Source organism: Mesorhizobium sp. Cs1299R1N1, from assembly GCF_037179655.1.
Classification (GTDB): Bacteria; Pseudomonadota; Alphaproteobacteria; order Rhizobiales; family Rhizobiaceae; genus Mesorhizobium; species Mesorhizobium salmacidum.
On sequence record NZ_JAPYKR010000028.1, the window covers coordinates 1 to 20,368 of the forward strand.

Below are 20,368 nucleotides of genomic sequence, written 5' to 3' on the forward strand. Positions count from 1 at the left end.
ACAACAAACGCAGACTCCATTCGGCGCTCGGATATCTGAGCCCGCAGCAGTTCGAGGATCAACACATCCGGCAGACTGGCAAATCAGCGGCCTGATATCTGTCCACCCTCAGGGGCGCACTCCAGATTGGAGTCAATTTTGCACGCCGATTCACAGTCCGGATCGCAGCGCATGGCTGGGACGGCGTGATCACACTCTGTTATTGCTGGCCGCGCAAACGGGGTTGCGGGTCTCGGAGATCATCGATCTCGACCGGGACTCCGTGATGCTGGGCCACGGTGCCCACGTGCGATGCGTTGGCAAGGGCCGCAAGGAGCGAAGTACGCCGCTCACCAAGGTTGCACAGCAAGCCCTTCGGGGCTGGCTCAACGAGCCCAGGAAGCGGGGCGCAACGGCTCTCTTTCCGAACACGCACGGCGGCAAGCTGAGCGCCGACGGCGTGCAGGCGCTGCTGAACAAATATGTCGCCAAGGCTCGCGAACACTGCGTTACCCTCCGCTCGAAGCGGGTGTCGCCTCATGTTTTGAGGCACAGCGCTGCCATGGAGCTGCTGCAGGCGGGCGTCGATTGTTCGGTCATCGCTTTATGGCTGGGCCATGAGGCGATGGAAACGACGCTGACCTATCTTCACGCACATCTTGAGCTGAAGGAATCCGCACTTGCCAAGCTGAAGCCATACGAACGCGCAAAGGCCGAACGATTTCGGCCAAACGACCGACTTCTTGAATTCCTGAACGCCCTTTGAGCATGAGAACTGTGCCGAGTGTCAACGATCGATTCCGGTCGAAATGGCGGGCAAAGCGCTTCATACCGCCATGATCCGGAGAGGCGCCCAGCGTAAGCTCTGAAATCGTCATGTGTCGAAGCCCTCAAAGGCTGCGAACATCGTTCCTCACGACCACGCGCGAAAGGTGCCACCAGAACAGCGCTCTGATGTCCGCTGTCAAGGTTTGGAGCGCAGGAGACCTTCCGATCCGGGGAACGGCTGCTCATTCTGATAATCGCACATGGGTGGAGGCGGAACTGACGGACGTCGGTGATCAAGCTCTGATGCGCGGGTTGGGTACCGCATTCCCGATTGTGCGTCCGGGGCTGTTCCTATCTTACTGCGGGCGTCGGTCGATTTGCCGGCCACAAAGCGTCTGACGGGCGTTCCCCTGCCGTGGTCCCGCCTCCGCCGATGTGCGAAAGATGTATGTCGCCGCGGCGGCGACCGATCAGGCTGGTTGCGCCTCCCTTGCAATGGCCCACATGAAGCCGGCCAGCTCACGGGCGATCGCTGTGCAGACCACCGTTGTCTTCTTGCCTCGTCCGCTCAACATTCGATAGCGGGCCGTCAGCCGGGTCTGCGCCTTCCAGGCAATCTCTCGCACCTTTGGCGATGCTTGTTCCAGACGGTAGAGCTTTTTCGCACCGACCCTCGGCGGATGTCTGTAGGTCCAGGCGCTCTCGACCAGCATGTGGCGAACGCGGCCGTTTCCCGCCTTGGTGATGCCGCTCCGTTTGACTGTCTCGCCGGTCGATCGTTCTCCAGGTACGAGGCCGAGATATCCCATGAGTTGGCGCGGACTCTCGAACCTTTGCACGTCGCCGATTTCGGTGGCGAATGTTACGGCGACGATCAGTTCTACGCCGCGCAATGTCTGCAGCGTGCGCACGACCGGCGCCAGCGACCAGGCCGGAACGAACTCCTCGATCACATGCTCCAGCCGCTCGACCCGCTCTTTCGAGATGCGGACCGCTTCGACCATTTCCTGGAGCGCGATCTGGTGCGCGGGGTGATCGAACGGTTGCTCTTGCAACCAGCGCAGATAGCGCATCGTCCAGCCCTTTTTGCGGGGATAGATACGTCCGTGCTTGAGCATGAAGGCGCTCACATGCTGCCGGTGGACGCGAAGTGTCTCGACCGCGGCCGCCCGAGAGCGGACGAGATCCCGCATGGCTTCGTGACCTTCATCGGGAACCCATACCGCCGTCAGTTCGCCGGCGCGCAGCAGTCGAGCCAACGCAAGGGCATCCCGCCGGTTTGTCTTCACCCGATCGCCAGGCTTCCTCGGGATCAGCGACGGAGCGACCACCATGCATTCATGCCCGAGCGATCGGATCAGCCGATAGAGACCGTAGCCGGTCGGGCCAGCCTCGTAGCAGAAATGGACTCGATCGAACTTGGTGGCGATCCGCTGGATAACTCGGCGCATGCTCGTATTCGATGCGTCGACCTCGCCGAAGAAGCGAACTTCTCCCTCTCGGCCGGAATCGGCAATCGCGATGGCGTTCCTCAGCTTCGCTACATCAATTCCGACAAATGCTTCCCTATAATCTGCCACGGCTCGTCCTCCTGTGATGAGGATCGGCTCGGCCCGTCGGAGCAACCCTCGGACGCGCAGTGTAGGGCGAGCCACCTCACCGACAGAGGCGGACATACATGGGGTAATCGCCGGAGCGGCCGCCCCGAGAGCCAAATCATGTTCCTGAAGGGTGGCTGTTCCCCGATAAGATGAAAATACGGGCTCACGACTGGACGCCGGGCCCAGCATCAACGGAGAACAGCCATGACAGAATATATCGGTCTCGACGTGTCGATGAAAGAGACGGCGGTGTCGATCCGCCGTGGAGGCGAACGGATCTGGCGCGGAAAGTGCGCATCTGATCCCAACATCATTGCCGAGCTTGTCCGCAAGCGGGCGCCGGCCGCAAAGCGCGTCGTGTTCGAAACCGGCCCTCTGTCGGTGTGGTTCTATCATGCGCTGCGCGCCGAGGGATTGCCAGCCATCTGCATCGATGCCCGCCATGCCAAAGCCGCCCTTGATATGGCGGCGAACAAGACGGATGCGAATGACGCCGATGGGTTGGCGCATCTTGCTGAACTTCGCGAGGTGCGCGTGAAAGGCTTTGACAGTATGTTGACCCGCACGCTCGTGGCAGCACGCGGTCACCGTCAAGCTTTCCAACCAGATCCGCGGGATCATGAAAACGTTCGGCCTGCTCGTCCCAGCAGGTAAGGGAACTACATTCGAAAAGAATGTCCGGAGCCTTCTTATCGATCAGAACGAGCTTGCTCCTATCGTCTTGCCGATGTTGGAGGCCTGGCGCAGCATTCGCATTCGTGCCGCCGAGCTCGGCCGCCAACTGGTTGCGGATGCTCGTCAAAGCCAAGCCTGCCGCACCCTCATGTCGATCCCCGGCATCGGCGTGATCACCGCGACCTCTTTCGTCAGCGCCATTGAGGATCCAAACAACTTCAAGAAGTCCCGCTCTGTCGCCGCTTGGATCGGCCTGACAACCCGCCGATACCAATCGGGAGAAGTCGATTATGACGGCCATATATCCCGGCGCGGGGATCGGCATCTGCGAGGGCTTCTCTACGAAGCCGCAGCGGTCATCCTGACACGCTGTTCGTCCGAAAGCAGCCTACGCACATGGGGTCTCAAGCTCCGGGAGAGGATTGGCTTCAAACGAGCCGCCGTGGCCGTGGCGCGCAAATTGGCGGTGTCCGGCGGCCAGAAGGCCACCGCCTAGGGATTGTATCCGGCATGCCGTTTCACATGGTCACGTTTCGTGGCCGAGATCCCGATCCAGGATCGACGTCGATCAGGAAGAGCCGGAGTGCTTGCTGGCGGCGCGGCTGTCAACGCGCGGAGAGATCGAAACATGAAAACAGGGTTCCGTCGCTGTTGCCGAAGCGACCCTCAAACCAGTGGCTGTCGGCCGCCGCAAGGCGCTTTGATGGAACGATCATGGCTTTGGCGGTGTGTTTTTCCACATCCAGTTCGACTCGAACGTCGTGAAACGCCAAAAAGCGGCGGTTAAGCTGGAAATACATTTTGTAGAACGCTTCCTTGATCACGAAGAGAAGCTTTGGCAGATCGCATCCCAGACGCCTTTCGATCCCTTCCCGCCCTTCGGTTTCTGCGGCGCCTGCCACCAATTGTGTCAGTTCGCACGAGAGCGGAGAATCCTCCTCGATGTCGATCCCGATACTGAGGAATTCCGCGGATGATCCGACGGCGACGACGCACAGGCTTCGGGTATGAGAGATCGAACCGACGATGCCTGCCGGCCAGACTGGCGCCCGATCGAGTTCAATCGGGATCACGGTCTCAGGAATGCCCAGGCCCCGCAATGCCTGCCTGGCCATAATACGGCCAGCGCGAAACTCACGACGTCGCGCCGGTACAACATTGCCCAGAGACACTTCTTCTTCGAGCTTCACCGGTCGATCGGCAGGCTTGAAATCGCCGCCCTCGACGACTATGCCGTGAGGAACCAACTGCCGAAAAGCTGCCACCAGATGAACCGGTGAATAGTCGTCGCAAACTTCCGGCGCTGTAGGCATACCATTCCTTCGCCGCCCATTTCTGTTATGCTTATCGCCTTGCATCAGAACCTTGACGAACGGCCAACCGCCGTGTCGTCCGATTTTCGGCGACATGGTCTCCGCCACGGAGCCGTTGGCGTCCCATCATCGACTGTAGATTTCCAGCCCCGCGACCCACCGCTTACTGATGGACCTTACGGATCTCCGTTGCAAGATATCGGTCTTTTGCCGATCGATGATTTGGATGTGCGCCGTGACGGCGCCGCCCGAACGGGGAACAGCGACCGTGCGCCCCACCTTGGCAGGTCAGTAGTTCAGAACGAGAATATCGACGTTATCATTTCGGTCGACGCAATGATCAAACAGTCGACGCCCGATCCGCGCACCGCAATCAGCCTTTCGTTTTCGCCGTATTTTTCGAAAGACATTGATATTCAGGAAGCCGCTTCGGTCATTACGGCCGCGGCAAGGCGCATAGGAAGAATTGCAGTGTCGTAGCGGATGATGCCAATTTGTTGCGGCAGATGATCTGATTTGCCGCGCAACGGTTGATGGAGCTGGAAGTCGAGGCGCAAGACCGGGGCCGCCTATGGCGAGAAGAATTCCGCGCGTCTGGCTCAGCGCAACGGCTGCGGCTGGGCATCCCAAAGCTTCGCAAAGGCTCGTACTTCCCCGACTTTCTGGAGTCCCGTAGCACAGCTGGGAAGGCGCTCACCGCCGTAGTGCGTGTTCCAGCCGACCATGATCGCTATTTCCAGCGATCGAGGTCGGTGGAAATGGGAGGCGCGCATTGCTGACAGTCTGCAACCGGGGTAGCTCGGTCTGCTGGGGGTCAAATAGGAGGTCGCGGAACGTTCATCAATGGTCACTCGGATGCTCAGGAACTCTATTTCCGGCGTGGCGCACAAATCATCCAACGTGTCTCACCTTCGGTGCGGCCGCGACCAGCACGATGGCCAATGTCATGTCCCTTCTGGCAAGAACAGCCGGCACCGGACATATCGGTGCAGGCGGCATGGTGATGTGCCTTGCCTGTGAGCTAATACGAACTGAATCGGATCTGCGAGGCCTCTGAGGCCCTATTCGTTGATGACAAGGTCATGACGGGCTGGGCCGCCCTCACGCTTGCGCGAGCGTTCACAGTTTCCTTTGTTCCCATCTACCGCCGCGCGTGCATTCGTGTGCTCCATCCTTCGTGCGTCCATGTCCGATTGAAGACGGCGATGTCGGAAAGCCAACAAGAGCGGCACGGCCATTGCACACAGAAGTTAGCAGGTACGCGTGTTTCTTTCGTCCAGCAAGGCGCGCCTGAGATCTTGCAAGTGGCACGCTAATTGCTTGGATGAGTAAGCGGTGCGGATAGTCCAGGAGTTACCGATGGCGCTTGCCCCGATTGATCCTAATGAACGCGCTGATGAGGTTTTTTGCTTGGCGGCGCCAAAGCGGCGAACATCAATGTCGCGGGTGCCGCGAACTTTACCGAGCTGGCGAAGGCGATTATTGCAGCTTTCAAACAGAAAGCCGGCGCATGAGGCCGTGCTGAGCTTTGGCGCAACCGGACGGTTTTTGCAAACCGGTCACACAACGCGCGCCGTTCCAGGTGCTCCTCCGGGCCGAAGACTCTCGCCCGAGGAAAGAGTCGAGCCGTCGCCTCGCGGTTCCACAAAGCCGCTTCACGCGGGCGCTCGGCACGCTCGTGCTTTGCAGCAAGAGCGTGACTTTCGTGAACGGCGCGACTGCCTTCGTACCTGAGAAAAACCGTACACAAGCGTCAAAGGGAATTTTGTGGACATGCTGGACGTCATCGGCATTGGGATCGGCCCGTTCAATCTCAGCCTAGCAGCACTGATTGAACCTACTCCGCTACGCGCACTATTCCTAGAGAAGCGCGAGGCATTTTGCTGGCATCCAGGTCTGGCGGTGCCGAACAGCCGCCTACAAGTGTCGCCACTCAAGGATTGCGTTACCCTGGTAGACCCTACTAGCCCCTATTCTTTCCTCAACTACCTAGCACTGCACGGACGGCTCTACAGTTTCGTCAACAAACGCAACGCCTCGACGTCCAGGCGGGAGTTCACTGATTATTACCAGTGGGTTGCCCGACGACTCCGCACGCTCCGCTTCAGCGAGGAAGTCGTCGATGTTGTTCCCTTTAGGGACGGCTACCGCGTCAACACAAGTACAACTACATACCTCGCGCGCGCTGTTGTGATAGGAGTTGGCGTGGAGCCCAAGATCCCTGGGTGTGCCAGACGGCTGCTCTGTGACACCGTCTATCATGCGGCCGACTATCTCGAGCGGAAGCCACCCTATCCTGACGAGGATGTGCTCGTCGTGGGAGGTGGTCAGAGCGGCGCTGAGATTGTTGAGCATATCCTTACTCGTCCCGTGGCCACCCGGATTACGTGGGTAACGGCGCGCACGAACTTGTTTGCAATGGACGATAACAGCTTCGTAAACGAGGCTTACATGCCCGGTTACAGCCAGCGCTTTCACGCTCTGCCGCTTCGGCAACGCCGTGCCATAGTTGAGCGCGAGAAGCTAACAAGTGACGGCATCTCTGCCGAATTATGCAATCGCCTCTATGAAATGTTGTACGAACGCAGTGTGGATGGCACGCTGGCCGACAGTTTTCGTTTGTTGTCCAGCGTAGTCGTGAAGGATATCGCGGCCCACAACAAGCGTTGGCGAGTAGATCTGAATGGGATCGCTACGCAGCAACATCACAGCATCTTAGTTGATCGCATAGTGCTCGCCACAGGCTTTCAGCCGCGCACCCCGCCCTTCTTGCAATCGCTCCTCGAGGGCGCGTGCATGGAGGATGGCCTGCGGGTGCTCGGCCCGGACTACGCGGTCCGCTTCAATCAGCACATGCCGGGTCCGGTATATTTGCAGAACCAAAGCCGCCTGCTGCACGGATTGCAGAGCGTCAATCTATCACTGGTCGCGTACCGCAACAGCCTCATAATTAATAGCCTCCTCGGACAGCCGTTCTATCTGAATACATCAGATCGGCAGATGCTTGACGGTTATGAAACGTCAGACGCTTCCGAGGAAGGCGCCGGTCTGGATGCGATGGTATCCACACAGCACATGGCCGCGATCACATGAGCGAAGCATCGTTCTCATCCCCGCGCAGCCGTATTGTTGATGCCCCCGCTATAGCTGCGGACCAGCTATCTGTCAGGCTGGACTACCGTGCTTTTGGACCATTTTTGATCGCATCGATTGTCATTGCAGCAGCTTACGGCACAAGTTTCCTATTGCCGGACTACATGCAGGCGCTTGGTAAGAATAGCGAAGCCGCAGGTTTTATTATCTCCACCGGCATGGCTGCTACCATCGCGTGCTGTTGCTTGGCAGGCTGGGTGGCAAAGCGCATCGGCGTGATGCCGACGGTGGTCGCCGCCTCGGTAGTCATGGCGCTAGCCATGCTGGTCTTTGCCGGCGCAGTGCTCGATGAGCGAGCGGCTTATGCCGGGGGTCTGCTGATGGGCGCAGGATGGTCAGTGTTCTTCATCCTGTCGCCCCTGCAGATCATTCGCCATCTACGGCCCGCAGCACGTATTCAGTATTTGACTATCTTGTCCGGCTCACAAATGGCTGGGCTCGGCTTAGCGGCTCCACTCGGTCACTTGTTGGCAAAATGCACTGGCTCAATGGCCGTGGTTTACGCAGTGTTCGCGATAGCATGCGCTATCGCAGCCATTTGCGTAGAAGTTACACGACGTGCCATGTTGAACCTATCCGCGGCGCCGATGCCGGATATCGAAATCACAGTGGCCGAGACCACAGCGCTACTTCGAAAATGCACAGCTGCCCCCATCGGTATGATCGCGGTTTCCGCCTGCATTTTCTCAGGGCTATCCACATATCAGAGCGTCTATTCAGCATCACGTCACCTGAACTCCGATTTGTTCTTTCTAGTGTTTACCGCTACCAGCGTGGCGCTGCGCTTCTCACTCGCGCATGTGATAGGCCGCGCGCCCGTTCACCAGCTTGCGCTCACCCTCTTCCTAGCTACTGGTGCATCACTGGTATTGTTCATTGTCAATGCTGGCAGCACCCCGCTCTATGTCGCGGCCACGGCACTCTTCGCTGCAGGCTACGGGCTAAGCTATTCCGTCCTGTACGGAATGGCCGTCAATCTTGCTGGAGACCACGGGGTGTCCGTGCCCGTTACCTCGCAGATCTTTTCGCTAGCATATTTCCTCGGATTGTTCGGCTTTCCGTTGCTGGGTGGGCAGTTGATCCGCGGATTTGGTCCCGACGTGATGTTGCTCACGTTATTAGGTGCGACCGCTCTTAATGCGGTGCTGGCAACCTGCTTCGAGTAAACGCAACAACTGGTCCCCTTTAATTTTACGAAAGGAGCTCGCACATGCTAACCGAAGCACAAAAAGCGAAATGGAATCAGGACGGGTATCTCCGTATCGAAAGCTTCTTCGATGCAGCCACGCGCGACAGGATTTCTAATTTCGTTGAGGAAGTCGCGCGCCGGGATGTATGCCCTGACAAGTGGATGATGTGGTTCGAGAAGACAGGCGACAGCCGCAAGATTATTTCAAAGGCAGAGAACTTCTTGGATTATCATGACGCTCTACGCGAGGCGCTGCTGGCCGATGGCCGCATTCGTACGGCGGTCGAGACGCTACTTGATGAGAACACGCGAATGCTAAAGGAACTTCTGATCTTCAAGTATCCTGACAGCGGCGGATACCGCCCACACCAGGACATTTATCATATACCACACAAGATACCCGACCGCATGGTGCATGCAGTTGCAGCCATTGCCATCGACGATTCGGATCCTGACAACGGCGGGCTTTTCTTCACGCCAGGTCACCATAAGGAGGGAGTGTTTCCAATGGATGCCGGCGGCGTGATCAATCCACAGGTCGCCGAGAGCTTCATATGGGAGCCGGTGTCATGGAAGGCCGGCGATGTGTTTATTTTCGACGACTATGCGCCCCACTACTCGCTGCCAAATAAGAGCAATCGCTCCCGCCGCACCCTCTATTTAGTGTTCCAGCGAGCATCTACTGGTGGTCCAACACGTGCCGAATACAACCGCATGAAGCGCGCCTACAACCCACCAGAAGGCAAGCTGCCGGACCTTGACAGCCTAAAAGTGCCCAACGGCATATTCTATCGCGATTGAGTGCCAACCTCGGAGGAAAGACCGACGTGTACACGAAGCAGGCCGATCATTCATTGATGCGAACGGAATATGGCGTTCTGGTCTGGCGCCTGTTGGAGCATCTGCCGGATGGTCTCAGCCCCGAGTTCGGCGCCTCGGTCGTTGAGGTCGCACCGGGCGATGCGGTCGATCCGCACGCGCACCACGAGCACGAACTGTGGCTGCTGATCTCTGGTCATGGAGAGTTCGAAGCTGACGGTCAGGTCCGGCAGGTGAGCGAGATGACGTTGTGCTACATGCGACCACACCAAAAGCACACTATCCGCAATGCCAGTCAGGACAGTACGCTCAAGTTTCTATCTATTTGGTGGGATTGACATGCGCACTTATTTTGTTTGTCCCGCCCCTCCTTGCCCCAACGGCAAACTACATCTCGGCCACGTCGGTGGCGTATACTTACTCGCCGATATCTTCGTGCGCTTTCAGCGTATGGCTGGCCATCGCGCGTACTATATCACGGGTTCAGATGAGCATGGTACGTATACGTTAGTAAAGGCGCGAAAGCTCGGACAGCCTGTTAGCGAGCTCGCGCAGAAACACATTCACGAAATCTTGCAGTGCTTGCGCGCGGTGCAAATCACGCCAGACGTGTTTGTGCGGACATCTAGCGAGATCCACAAAGAGAATGCGCTGGCGATTTTCCGCGAGTTGCAGGAGGCCGGCTATATCGACGTGCGTAAGGGGGTCCAACTCTATTGCGAACATTGCGACGAGCTCGTTGCCGACTCGCTGGCTGCTGGACGTTGTCCGGCGTGCTCTGCGGCTACCGACAGTAATTTGTGTGAGAACTGCGGCCTAGCTGTTCAGCACGACACAATACGCAACGCGCGGCACACCACGTGCGGCGGTAAACTAGTCCTGAGGCCTATCACGCAGGCCGTGTTCGACGTCCCACGGCTGGCTCCGGCGCTGGACAAAGCTATTGGACAAAGCGCCTGGCCCGAGGTCATTCGCGACAAGGCGCGCGCTTGGTTAGCCTGCGACGTGCATGATCTGCCGATGACGCGCCATTTTAGTCATGGTGTGGAGCTAAAACAGCCTGAACCTTTGATCGGCCAAACCCTGCTTACATGGTTTGAGGGCCTGTGGTGTTTTGACACCGGCATTCGTGAGCAATGCGCCTACAACAATCTGGACGCCGACGCAGCATTAAACGACCCGAACACCCAACTTCTGTTTTTCATGGGGCAAGATAACCGCTTCTACTACACGATAGGTGTGACCGGCGCCCTGCTCGCGCGCGGCTATCCAATTCCCAAAAATCATTCCGTCCAGGATTTCTTCAAGCTCGAAGGCGAAAAGTTTTCCACCAGTCGTGATCATGCCCTTTGGACCGACGAAGTGGCGCGCGAGGTCGGCCCCAGTGTACTCCGTTACGCGCTGGCGCGGGTGGCCAAGCCATTCGAGAGCGATGAGAACGATTTCGATGTTGACAAGCTGATCATGGCAGCCTCACGCCTTCGGGTCTGGGAAGATGCATTACGCCACTATGCCCAGAACGCACACACCGTGGACAGCAACGGTCTCTGCCCTACTCTACGCAGCCTGGCTCAGCGTTACGCCGACGCGGTCGAGGCACTGCGGTTCTGGGATGCGCTTGATATCATCGACACGTGCTTCGAGGTCGCTGGCCTTGCGCGTGGTATCTGGAATGCCGCGCAGGTCTCGTTCTTCCTGAGTCTGCTTTATCCCGTGGTACCTGAGCTAGCGATACGCTACGGTCAGCATTTCTTCGGTGCAACATGGCAGCCGTCCCTCAAGACACTTGCTGCAACTGCTGCCTTGCCAATAGTGGCGATGGACTTCCCGTATTTCAGCGCGCCAGTACCTGCTGGCTTCATCGCAGGGTACAATAAACGTTTTCGCACAGAACAGGACTAGGCAGCCTGTAAAAATTTGAACGGCAAAACCATGAATTTTCGTGCCTCCAAATGCAGATCCCTCGCTCAGGGCGTTGCCCAATTACTTGGGTGGACACTTCGAACTACCGGAATTTGGACCCAGTGCATTATTGGGACACAGATATACGGTAGGATTTATCTCTCCGCTGGTTGCCGGCGGTGTTCAGCCACGATCCTCGACACCGTCGTCTGGCTAACCACGTAAAGCCTCGCCATTTCGGCGGCTGATTTTCGTCCGGACAGAACGCTTTCGGCGATCTCCAGGCGCATCTTGGGATTGAGTTTCTTGCGACGGCCACCGATCCGGCCCTCGGATCGCGCTAAGGCCAATCCCGCAGAGTTGCGTTCCCGGATCATGGCGCGCTCGAATTCGGGAATGAGCCAACCATCAACCATCTGCATTATCATGCGACCTGCCGGCGTCGTCGTGTCGATCGCCTCGGTCAGCGAGCGGAATCCCACGCCGGCCGTTTCGATGCGTTCCATGATGTGCGGCACGTCCTTGAGCCTTGAGCGAGCGCGACAGACGGTCGAGCTTCCAAGCGACGACGGTGTCGTCCTCTCTGGCTGGTCTCGCGGCGGGCGGCGATCGCATTGATCATGCCGAGCTCTTTGCGAAGGCGTCGGCCGCCATATCCTCGAGGCATGCGATATCCGCCTTCCACCCGTAGCGGCCGACTCGAGACGCGCCGCTGGCGTCGACGAGATGATTGGCGCGGCCCTTGATGCCGTCGCCCTTGCTGATGGCCTGCGCTTCGATGACGCTGTCGGGGATCTCGTCGATCCTGGCAATTCCAAAAAGAGCGGGCGGCATGCGCAGCGAGATCACATTGGCCTGGCCGGGCAGCTGCGCGGCGGCTACGACCGCGCTGCCATCGTGCGACATGAAGCGTCGCGCGACAGGATTGTTGGGATTGTCGATCGGCACAGCGCGTCCCGAGGCTGGATCCATATGGGTGACCCTGCGGGCGAACCGGCTCTCGTCGGCGCTCGCGCCGCCAGGGCCGGGATGGCGGATCGGACCTGTTCGTCGCCAATCGAGGCGACGAATCGTTGCTGCGCGTGAGCCAGGATGGCCGCCTGCTCGCGCGGGCGACGATCGATGTTCCAGGCCTCGGACCGATCGGTCCCGACCGTCTTCGCGCCATCGCGACGTCGGCCGGCACGCAGCGCATCTGGATAACGATCGCCCGGCACGGTGCCCGGATTTCCGGGCCGCGAAGCGGCGCTCCTCGAGATTCCGGCCTTTGACGAGCACGACGCGTCGGCGGCGATGCCCGAGACGAAAAAAGCTGTCGCCGCCGACACAGCTGGAAGCCAGTTGTTTCAGACCGATTTCACGCCTCAGACGGGCCTCGGTCTCCTGTTCAACGCAACGTCCTGCGTGGCTTGACGCCGGCGAGCGTCGTGTGGCTGGAAAATCGCGGATTGGCGATTTCGGGAATAGCGGGACGATGTCAGCCGGAAGGACGAATTCCGGCAGCGAGATCGCGTGTGTCCGGGTACCCTGAATTGCCTCCCACCTGGGAAAGCCGCACAACCAACGCTTTGAGCCGCTGCTGAGCCGCGCATGGTGGCGGCATTGGCTTGAGCTGTTTGACCTGGCCATAGCGGGCGATCATGGCGGCATCGATCCTGTCGGTCTTCTCCAGGAAGCCCATTGCTTCGGCGAAGTAGCGCACACTGCGGGCATTGGCCATGCCGCAACATACCCCCAACTCCCACAACAGCAGGAAGGCCAGCCGTTCGTAGCCGCCACTGGCCTCCATGACGACAAGTTCGACGTCGTGGCCCTGGCACCAGCCGGCCAGGTCGGCAACGCCTGCCGCATCGTGGGCGAAACGGCTAGCCGCCCCGCTCGGCTCGACATGGGCATCGAGCCATCCTTTCGAAACATCCACTCCACATATGATCGTGTTCACGGTAACCTGCCTTGTGCGTGCGATTGGAGCCAAGCGACTATTCGGTCGTACGTGACGAAGGCGAAGATCCCAGGCTCATCCACGGTTGTAACCGAAGGGGTGTCGGGCGACTTCGCCAAGCCTCGAATCGGATGGCCGTCCGGTTCGAGGCTCTGTCGCTTCCATCGCACAAAGTTTCCTCCGTGCAGATACAAGATGGTCAGGTGTTCTTGGTCGATGACAACGCCTCATCCAGTACAGCAAGCGCTGTGTCGAGGCTATCGGCGGCCGACGCCTCGTAGCCTGGCATGATCATCAGCTGTGCTATGGCGCGGTCGACAAATTCCGGGTTCAGCTTTTCCAATCGGTCCCTGGTCTTGAACACCTGTTCCGGGAAAGCGCGAAGGGCGTTGACCAGGGGCTCCAATTGAGACCGTGCCGCAGCGGCGAGATCGAAAATGTCACGCGGTTTGGCTTCCGATCCTCGGTAATAGACTTTTTTGACGATGATTTCGGGAATGGTCTCGAGCTGAACCGCCCTGCCCTCAACTTCACATGTCTTGACGGGCGTCGGCGTCAAAGCTCCGGCAACGATGAAATCGATCTCGCCGACGTTCTCGAAGGCGAATTTTTGAAACCGAAGCCCGTCACCTTGATAGTCCGATGGGATCAGATCAAAACGCAGGTGGCTTCTGGATGGATCAATGAAGCCGAGCAGTTGCGGGTCGTCGAGGAAAATATCGATGTCATGGCTTTCGCGATGACCGATCTGAATCATCATGGCCGTGCCCCCACCAAACGACCATTCAAAGTCATAGCCGCCGGCGTTCTCTCGAAGCTGATCGATTAGTCGACGGCAATAAGAAAAAGCCGCCGCCACTCGGAAGGGCGCCGGCTATCCTGTCTAGCCATCACGCAGCGAGCGGATAGCTCTCGCCGGACCAGGCAGAGAACGCAGCGGCAAAGGCCTTAAGCTCGGGGACCGGGATGTGATGCACCACTGCGAATTCGACCTGCAACGCGGGAGAAACCTCACCGAGAAAAGCGCTGACATGGCCGGGGTGCTGTTTGGCCAAGTCGAGATCCGCAAGGCAATGCGCCAGCGCCGCGTCGTCCAGCTGCAGGCTGTAGGGCGCGTTCACGGTCGTCAGGACGGATGCCAAATGATTGCTCATAGTGGTCCTAAGCTAGTAGTTTCGGGCCGGCGACACAAGTTACCGCTTCTTCGCTGTCGTCCAGTCCCTGCGCGCTGCGCTTAAATGTGAGATTGCGCCGGCTTTTTGTAATCGCTGCACCTAATTATGAGATTCGATGGCCCTGAGTCTCAATTCAACTGCAGTGGGGAGCTTCTCGCAACTGACATGCCAGCGCCGATTGAGGCGAACCGCGCATAGTGGGCGCCAAGCGTTTGGTGCTGGAGTTCGGAAACCAGTTCGGGGCCTTCCTGGTGGATGATTGAGGTACCCGCCAGTAGAGCTATGCGGAGTCCGACAGGCAAAATGGGTCTTGCAATCGTGGGTCTTGGAAATCCCTGCTCGGCCACGCACTGATCGAAACCTTGGGCGACGGCGCCAAGGATCGTGGAGTGCTCTATCGATACCTCATGGTTGAAGGGCTTCGGGCACCGCCGCACGAGCAGCAATCGGACGATATCGATCGGCGATGCCCAACCGGCAGCTGATCTCCTCAGCGCATGTTCGATGAGCCGTTCACCGTGGAGGGCATCTTTCCAAAGACCCTCGAACGGCGATAGCGGGCTTATAAGCGCAGATGCTGCGTCTCTTATGTCTTGTTGCCGTAGTCCGCAGACGGGGCAGGTTATCCGCCAACCCTGGGTCCAGCTTCGCTGCACCGCAGTTGTTGCGCCCTGCCCTCTGTTTTGCTCTGCACAGGCGGTGCAGCGTTGAATGGCACGTGGCGGGACGAGCCGCGCCGCCGATTTTGGGAATCCAGACGCGGTCATTGCCAAAATTGCAGACGACTGGGTTCGAAAACAGCCTCGCAATGCGGCCGGCGGAGTCTCATCATTAAATGCAGCGCGACATTCCCCCTTTCCGACGTTCAGACGTAAGTGGCGGCCAGACCGCCGTCGATCGGCAGGTTGATGCCATTGATCCAGCGGGCCGCGTCGGAGCAGAGGAATACGACGGCCGGCGCGATCTCATCTGCATAGGCGGGCCGCTTCATGCGCCCGGCATCGGCCTGCACACGCTGTTCGCCAAGCATGGTGACGAAATCGCCGAGGAGCGGCGTGAAGACGGGACCCGGCGCCACGCAGTTCATGCGCAGGTCGCGTTTCATGAAGAGGTCGTGCGAACGCTGGAAGGTCCACACGATCAACGCCTCCTTGAAGAACTGGTAGCAGGTCTCCTGCGGAGCCGGATTGGCGGCGAGCCAGTCGAGCCCGGCCGCGAAGTTCCCGTTTGCCGCGAGTTGCTTGTGGGCGTCGACACGCGCCGGCCATTCGGCGCCGAGGATCGAGGCGAAGTTGACGCGTCGCACGCGTCAACTATCTCGGCCTCCGCCACCTCTGCGAAGCCGTCCTCGACCGGCTGCCGGCGGGTGGATCGATCGGGCGGCAGCCTATCCCCCCTCTCCGGGCTGCCGCATCGTTTCGAGGGGATCGTTGCGGTCGACGCCGATCACCTTGGCTCCCTGAAAGCGGGCGAGGCGGACGACCTCGGCGCCTATGCCCGAGGAGGTAGCGCCGGCAAACGCGCAGGTTCCGGGTGGCCTCTCGCGCCGCGCTTTGCCGAATTCCAGCACTCGCTGCTGGCGAACACCCGCACATTCAACTCGGCGACGGGCCGCGGGACCGGCGGCGGAATCCCCGCTGCCCTGCCCTGTCCGCTCATTCAGCGGTAGGCGGGCGCAAACAGCGGCGCGGCCTCGGCCCACTGGTCAGCGGTCCGGAAAGCGCCACGATCGCCATGGGCGCGGACCGGAACCGCCATTGAGGCGGCTAGCTTCCGGCGCCCCGTTGTGCCTTCGGACAACATACGCACGATCTGCTTTTCTCCGAGACATGGCGTCGGCGACCTGCGTTTCAGCGATGTGCGCCAGCATCGCGTTGGCTACTTCCTTGTCGCGTATGCAGATCGAAGAAGGTGTCGTCTGGCTGCCACAATGCGCTCATGCCAACATTCAGATGGTGACCGCCCCGTTGGACTACGGCGCATCCGGCCCTCCGGCCACCCGCCATGACGATGGTGAGGGCGCGTCGGAGAGCCTCCAAATGCGGGCGAAGATTGGCGCCGTGGTATAGTCGTCGCCATTGCCGCCGCCTTCGCGCCGTCCTCATCCGGCGCCCCCAAACAAAGCCAAAACCTCGGTTTTCGGCTCGAGTTCCCGGGTCAAGCTTGAACGTCTCGTTCACGAAGATCTGGCGTGGGCGACACCCTGGCGCCTGGCGTCGATGCTTCAGACGACGTTGGGCGCTGGCCACGCCTGTTCCGGCGGCGCGAAGCTGCGTGATCCCGTGTCCGAAAGCTGACAGCGACAGACAAAATGTCAGGTTCACTACAACTGGACATCTGGGCACTGTGGAGGTTTTCACCGCAAATCGCGCTTGCCGGGCGCTGAGGTGCTGGCACGGTCTTTGTAAATTGAGAGGTGGCAACACGGAACGAGGGTGACTGCACCCAAATGCGCAAGAGAAGCGATGCGGTCCTCCCTTGAATCCCGTGTACCCCCTCCACCGGACGGCGCGACCGCGCCAGTTCCTCGATTTGCGTGCAAAGGTCAGTGAGCGGGGCACGGTCCGGTCGACGATCTTTTCGAGCTGGTAGGGGGTACAGATTGCGAACGCACGCAGCTGTCGCTGGACGCAAGCCGAAGACGGCGGCGGCACAGAGGAGTGGAGCTCGCTCGGGCCATTCGAGCGGATGATTGAGGCGCTCGACCTGTCCGCGACGATCGTGCGTCCCGCCTACTTCATCCAGAACGATCTTCGCCAGGAGGAGGCACTGCTGAAGGCCGGCATTTATGGCTCGCCGATCGGCAAGAAAGGCGTCTCGATGGTCGACATCCGCGACATCGGCGAGGCCGCCGCGATCGAGCTGGTCCGCAGTGAACAGGCAGCGACGCCACTCGGCCGCGAGGTCTACGCCCTGGTGGGTCCGGAAAGCCTGACCGGCGAAGGTATCGCCGCCATCTGGAGCGAAGCGCTCGGCCGCGGGATTCGCCATGGCGGCGACGATCTCGTCGTCATGGAGCAGCGCACAAAGACCATGCTGCCGGCCTGGCATGCGCTCGACCTGCGCCTGATGTTCAGCCGGTATCAGACGGAAGGCGCGGTGGCGACCCCTGACGACATTGAGCGCTTGACCAAACTGCTCGGCCACGCCCCCCGCTCCTATGCCGCTTTTGCCAGGGATGCCGCCGGCCAGTGGGCGAACGGCTGAACCCACACTTTACCCCCAACAAAGGAGACCTGCCATGATGACGATCCAACCGCTCTCGCCTGAAGACGCTCCAGCGGTGGCCGCGATGCGACAGGCCGCCTCGGCCCACAAGGGTGAAAAGCTCGGGCCCGAGGCACGGCCGATGTTCGACGCCATGTTTGCCGCCACGCCCGCCGCCGCGGATGTGCGGATTGAACCAGCGACGGTCGGAGGCATTGCGGGCTTCTGGCTTCGGCTGCCGACGGCGCGACCGGGCGCACGCATGCTCTATCTTCATGGTGGGGGCTATGTGCTTGGCTCAGCCGAGGCGTTTGCCAACTTCGCGGGCCAGATCGCCTCACGCGTCGGCGCCGATACCTTTGTCCCCGATTACCGGCTTGCGCCCGAGCATCCGTTCCCTGCAGCCATCGATGATGCCGTCGCCGCCTATCGTGGTCTCGTTGCGGAGGGGGCCGATCGGATCGTGGTTGTCGGCGACTCTGCCGGCGGTGGTTTGACGGTGTCGCTGCTCTCGATTCTCGCCTCCGACAAGACCAAGGGCATGGTGCAACCGGTCGGCGCTGCGGCGATGTCGCCTTGGATCGACCTGGCGCTTACCGGCGACAGCTTCGAGACGAGAGCGGAGGCGGACCCGATCTTCACGCGCGGCGTACTCCAGGCGTTCGCGGACATGTATCTTCAGGGTCAGGATGCCACGAACCCCAAGGCCTCGCCGCTCTACGCGGAACTCAACCGCATGCCGCCGATCCGCATCGATGTCGGAGACGACGAATTGCTGCTAGCGGACGCCGTCCGCTATGCCGACCGGGCGACGACCGCAGGCGTGGAGGTCACGCTGTCGGTGTGGGAGGGCATGCCGCATGTCTTTCAATCTTCCATCGGCCGCTTTCGCGCGGCAGAGCATTCGGTAGACGCCATCGGTGACTTCCTCCGCCAGCGGCTCATCGATGCTTCCCCGTCCATCACCCCCACCCCGCCTTCGGAGGCTTGAAATGAAATTCTGGTATTGGGCGCCACGGGCGCAACCGGCCGGCTGATTGTCGCTAAGGCCATCGCGGAGGGACACAACGTCGTAGCCCTCGTCCGCTCCAAGGCAAAGGCCGAGGGAGCATGAAAAAGTTGGGGGTGCCGTCCGCTATGGGTTAGCGTGGGCGAGCGCACGTCGAGGTTACCGACGCCTATGACAAGAGCTTTCCTGGTGAAACGCTCAGGAAGTTTTATGACACCGTCATGGAGATGGCGTTGGGACGTCATCAAGGCCTGCTGGCAGGAATATGCCGCCTGCAGGATTACCTCCGACGCGCCGACACATTCGAAACCCATGGGCACCGGTTTCCGAACATGAGACGGTTGGCCGACGCCGGCCTGCGCGTTCGCCGCCTGAAATCCGGGATTCCAGCCACTTCCGTGCCTGGCCGGGCGACCATGTTGACCGGCGTTGGTCCGGAAGTGCATGGCATCTACGGCAATCACATTTTTCGGGGCGATATTTTCGTAGCACCTCTCGCTGCGGATTTGCAGGCTCCAACGCTTGCGACGCACGCTAAGAAAGCCGGCCTTGATGTTGCGGCGATTGGCCAGGCGCTCGTTGATCCCGCCGACACATCGATCCATGTCTCGCCCTGGTGGTTGCGCGGCTTTGTTGCCGGTCACCGCTTCAGCAAGATGGTCCCTCCGGAGGCTCTCGCCGCTTCCCGCGCCATTTTTGATCCCAAGGGTCGGCTTGCCGCGGCTGGGCTGACCGACATGGAGGCGTTCCTCAGTCCGGTCGATGAGGGCGCGCCGCATTTGATCGCGGGCTTGGCGCTCGATCAGTTTCTTAACCGGGCAGCGGTTGCCCTGCTTGGCTCCGATCAGCCGCCGGACCTTATCCTGACAGAAATCGAGATGCCCGACGCGGGCGCAGTTCTTCATCCCCGGGACCGGTCCCGGCGCGCGCCGCGGCTTCAGCGATCCTGCCGCGATCAACGTGCTAAACCTCGATCGATTACCGTCACTCAAGCTGCTTCGACATTGCCGAGCTCGAGGCGAACCTTGCCGAAGACGGCTTATGGGATCGCTTCTTGCGCCGGTCTCCCGAATCTTTCGCCGATGAGGTGCAGCGCTGGCGTCCAGCGCTCTGGCGTCCCGTCTGGCGGCCAGCCCGCGGAGTCCTGCGTGTAGTAGGTGTCGGACTAATCGTTGCAGTTTCGGGACTGGCATTGACCCTCGTCTCGATCGGGTGGCTCAGGCTCCTCGCTTTGGCGGGTCTGGAGAGGATCGGATGACGATCGGGGGCGGCGACCTGATCGAAAAATGCTGCTGAACGAATGGCAACTTTCGAGTTTCGCCCGCAGAGGTGGAAAGACCGGGATGAGGCGCGATGGCGACGTCCGGCGTGTTTGAAAGCAATGTCTGTTTCAGGCAGGGCAAAGCGGCAAAGCTGACCTTAACTGCCGACATGAGGCGATCGCGGTCCAGCACGCCTAGGCCGGACGTATGCAATCGCTTCAAGGTTCTTAGGCCACGATCCCGCGGCAGTTCCGATTTGCCGATGTTGCTTTGATCCTGTGACTACCTGGCCTCTGGCAGGATCAAGGTGAGCTGGACATGTAGGAAACGGAGCCATCGCTGTATCGGCTTCTGAGTGGGTTCACGGTTTCGCA

The 20,368-nt window shown here is 60.0% G+C and carries 19 protein-coding genes and 3 pseudogenes; 14 read left to right on the forward strand and 8 right to left on the reverse strand.

Annotated features, from left to right (window positions below; all coding sequences use genetic code 11):
• A partial coding sequence (locus O7A70_RS31575) for a tyrosine-type recombinase/integrase (RefSeq protein ID WP_337143840.1) occupies positions 1-745 on the forward strand: 745 nt, incomplete at its 5' end.
• Between the two features lie 472 nt (positions 746-1,217).
• Here O7A70_RS31575 and O7A70_RS31580 read toward each other — a convergent pair.
• On the reverse strand, positions 1,218-2,327 hold the full coding sequence (locus O7A70_RS31580; protein WP_442921239.1) for an IS110 family transposase: 1,110 nt from the start codon (positions 2,325-2,327) through the stop codon (positions 1,218-1,220).
• A gap of 225 nt (positions 2,328-2,552) precedes the next feature.
• Here O7A70_RS31580 and O7A70_RS31585 point away from each other — a divergent pair.
• Positions 2,553-3,519: pseudogene (locus O7A70_RS31585) on the forward strand (IS110 family transposase).
• Between the two features lie 109 nt (positions 3,520-3,628).
• Here the strand turns inward: O7A70_RS31585 and O7A70_RS31590 are convergent.
• Complete coding sequence (locus O7A70_RS31590) at positions 3,629-4,432, reverse strand: 4'-phosphopantetheinyl transferase family protein (protein ID WP_337143841.1); 804 nt, start codon at positions 4,430-4,432, stop codon at positions 3,629-3,631.
• Between the two features lie 93 nt (positions 4,433-4,525).
• Between O7A70_RS31590 and O7A70_RS31595 the strand changes: the two genes are divergently transcribed.
• From O7A70_RS31595 to O7A70_RS31625, 7 genes and pseudogenes are all read left to right on the forward strand, one after another.
• Positions 4,526-4,816, forward strand: coding sequence for a hypothetical protein (locus tag O7A70_RS31595; RefSeq protein ID WP_337143842.1), 291 nt, complete (start codon positions 4,526-4,528; stop codon positions 4,814-4,816).
• 14 nt (positions 4,817-4,830) lie between these two features.
• Positions 4,831-5,046, forward strand: a pseudogene (locus tag O7A70_RS31600) (transposase); the annotation flags it as partial.
• Positions 5,047-6,109: 1,063 nt separating this feature from the next.
• Positions 6,110-7,429, forward strand: coding sequence for a lysine N(6)-hydroxylase/L-ornithine N(5)-oxygenase family protein (locus tag O7A70_RS31605; RefSeq protein ID WP_337143843.1), 1,320 nt, complete (start codon positions 6,110-6,112; stop codon positions 7,427-7,429).
• Entirely contained in the window at positions 7,426-8,655 is a 1,230-nt protein-coding gene (locus O7A70_RS31610; RefSeq protein ID WP_337143844.1) for an MFS transporter, read from the forward strand. Before O7A70_RS31605 ends, O7A70_RS31610 begins: the two co-directional genes overlap by 4 nt.
• A 44-nt stretch (positions 8,656-8,699) precedes the next feature.
• The gene (locus tag O7A70_RS31615; RefSeq protein ID WP_337143845.1) at positions 8,700-9,479 is read left to right on the forward strand and encodes a phytanoyl-CoA dioxygenase family protein; all 780 of its coding nucleotides are present in this window, start codon (positions 8,700-8,702) and stop codon (positions 9,477-9,479) included.
• Positions 9,480-9,505: 26 nt separating this feature from the next.
• Positions 9,506-9,835, forward strand: a complete 330-nt coding sequence (locus O7A70_RS31620; protein WP_149908165.1) for a cupin domain-containing protein — start codon at positions 9,506-9,508, stop codon at positions 9,833-9,835.
• Position 9,836: 1 nt separating this feature from the next.
• The gene (locus tag O7A70_RS31625; protein WP_337143846.1) at positions 9,837-11,399 is read left to right on the forward strand and encodes a class I tRNA ligase family protein; all 1,563 of its coding nucleotides are present in this window, start codon (positions 9,837-9,839) and stop codon (positions 11,397-11,399) included.
• 155 nt (positions 11,400-11,554) lie between these two features.
• On the opposite strand, the gene O7A70_RS31630 is transcribed toward O7A70_RS31625, so the two are convergent.
• Positions 11,555-11,905 carry a recombinase family protein gene (locus O7A70_RS31630; RefSeq protein ID WP_337143847.1) on the reverse strand — a complete coding sequence of 117 codons (351 nt, stop codon included), beginning with the start codon at positions 11,903-11,905 and terminating at the stop codon, positions 11,555-11,557.
• Between the two features lie 112 nt (positions 11,906-12,017).
• Entirely contained in the window at positions 12,018-12,371 is a 354-nt protein-coding gene (locus O7A70_RS31635; RefSeq protein WP_337143848.1) for a di-heme oxidoredictase family protein, read from the reverse strand.
• A 246-nt stretch (positions 12,372-12,617) separates the two neighbouring features.
• Here O7A70_RS31635 and O7A70_RS31640 point away from each other — a divergent pair, with 246 nt between their 5' ends.
• The gene (locus tag O7A70_RS31640; protein ID WP_337143849.1) at positions 12,618-12,812 is read left to right on the forward strand and encodes a hypothetical protein; all 195 of its coding nucleotides are present in this window, start codon (positions 12,618-12,620) and stop codon (positions 12,810-12,812) included.
• A gap of 64 nt (positions 12,813-12,876) precedes the next feature.
• On the opposite strand, the gene O7A70_RS31645 is transcribed toward O7A70_RS31640, so the two are convergent.
• From O7A70_RS31645 to O7A70_RS31660, 4 genes are all read right to left on the reverse strand, one after another.
• Complete coding sequence (locus tag O7A70_RS31645) at positions 12,877-13,341, reverse strand: IS110 family transposase (protein WP_442921237.1); 465 nt, start codon at positions 13,339-13,341, stop codon at positions 12,877-12,879.
• A 199-nt stretch (positions 13,342-13,540) separates the two neighbouring features.
• Positions 13,541-14,200: a nucleotidyl transferase AbiEii/AbiGii toxin family protein gene (locus tag O7A70_RS31650; RefSeq protein ID WP_337143850.1), complete on the reverse strand. Its 660-nt coding sequence runs from the start codon at positions 14,198-14,200 to the stop codon at positions 13,541-13,543.
• Positions 14,201-14,231: 31 nt separating this feature from the next.
• Positions 14,232-14,495: a hypothetical protein gene (locus tag O7A70_RS31655; protein WP_337143851.1), complete on the reverse strand. Its 264-nt coding sequence runs from the start codon at positions 14,493-14,495 to the stop codon at positions 14,232-14,234.
• Positions 14,496-15,381: 886 nt separating this feature from the next.
• On the reverse strand, positions 15,382-15,822 hold the full coding sequence (locus tag O7A70_RS31660) for an SDR family oxidoreductase (protein WP_337143852.1): 441 nt from the start codon (positions 15,820-15,822) through the stop codon (positions 15,382-15,384).
• A 1,382-nt stretch (positions 15,823-17,204) separates the two neighbouring features.
• Between O7A70_RS31660 and O7A70_RS31665 the strand changes: the two genes are divergently transcribed.
• The 4 genes and pseudogenes from O7A70_RS31665 to O7A70_RS31680 all read left to right on the forward strand — a co-directional run bounded on the left by O7A70_RS31665 (position 17,205) and on the right by O7A70_RS31680 (position 19,886).
• Positions 17,205-17,723 (forward strand): hypothetical protein, encoded by a 519-nt coding sequence (locus O7A70_RS31665; protein WP_337143853.1) that lies wholly within the window; start codon positions 17,205-17,207, stop codon positions 17,721-17,723.
• Positions 17,724-17,808: 85 nt separating this feature from the next.
• Entirely contained in the window at positions 17,809-18,714 is a 906-nt protein-coding gene (locus O7A70_RS31670) for an alpha/beta hydrolase (RefSeq protein ID WP_337143854.1), read from the forward strand.
• 6 nt (positions 18,715-18,720) lie between these two features.
• A pseudogene (locus O7A70_RS31675) lies at positions 18,721-18,825 on the forward strand (NAD(P)H-binding protein); the annotation flags it as partial.
• Between the two features lie 128 nt (positions 18,826-18,953).
• The gene (locus O7A70_RS31680; protein WP_337143855.1) at positions 18,954-19,886 is read left to right on the forward strand and encodes an alkaline phosphatase family protein; all 933 of its coding nucleotides are present in this window, start codon (positions 18,954-18,956) and stop codon (positions 19,884-19,886) included.
• Positions 19,887-20,368: the final 482 nt, after the last annotated feature.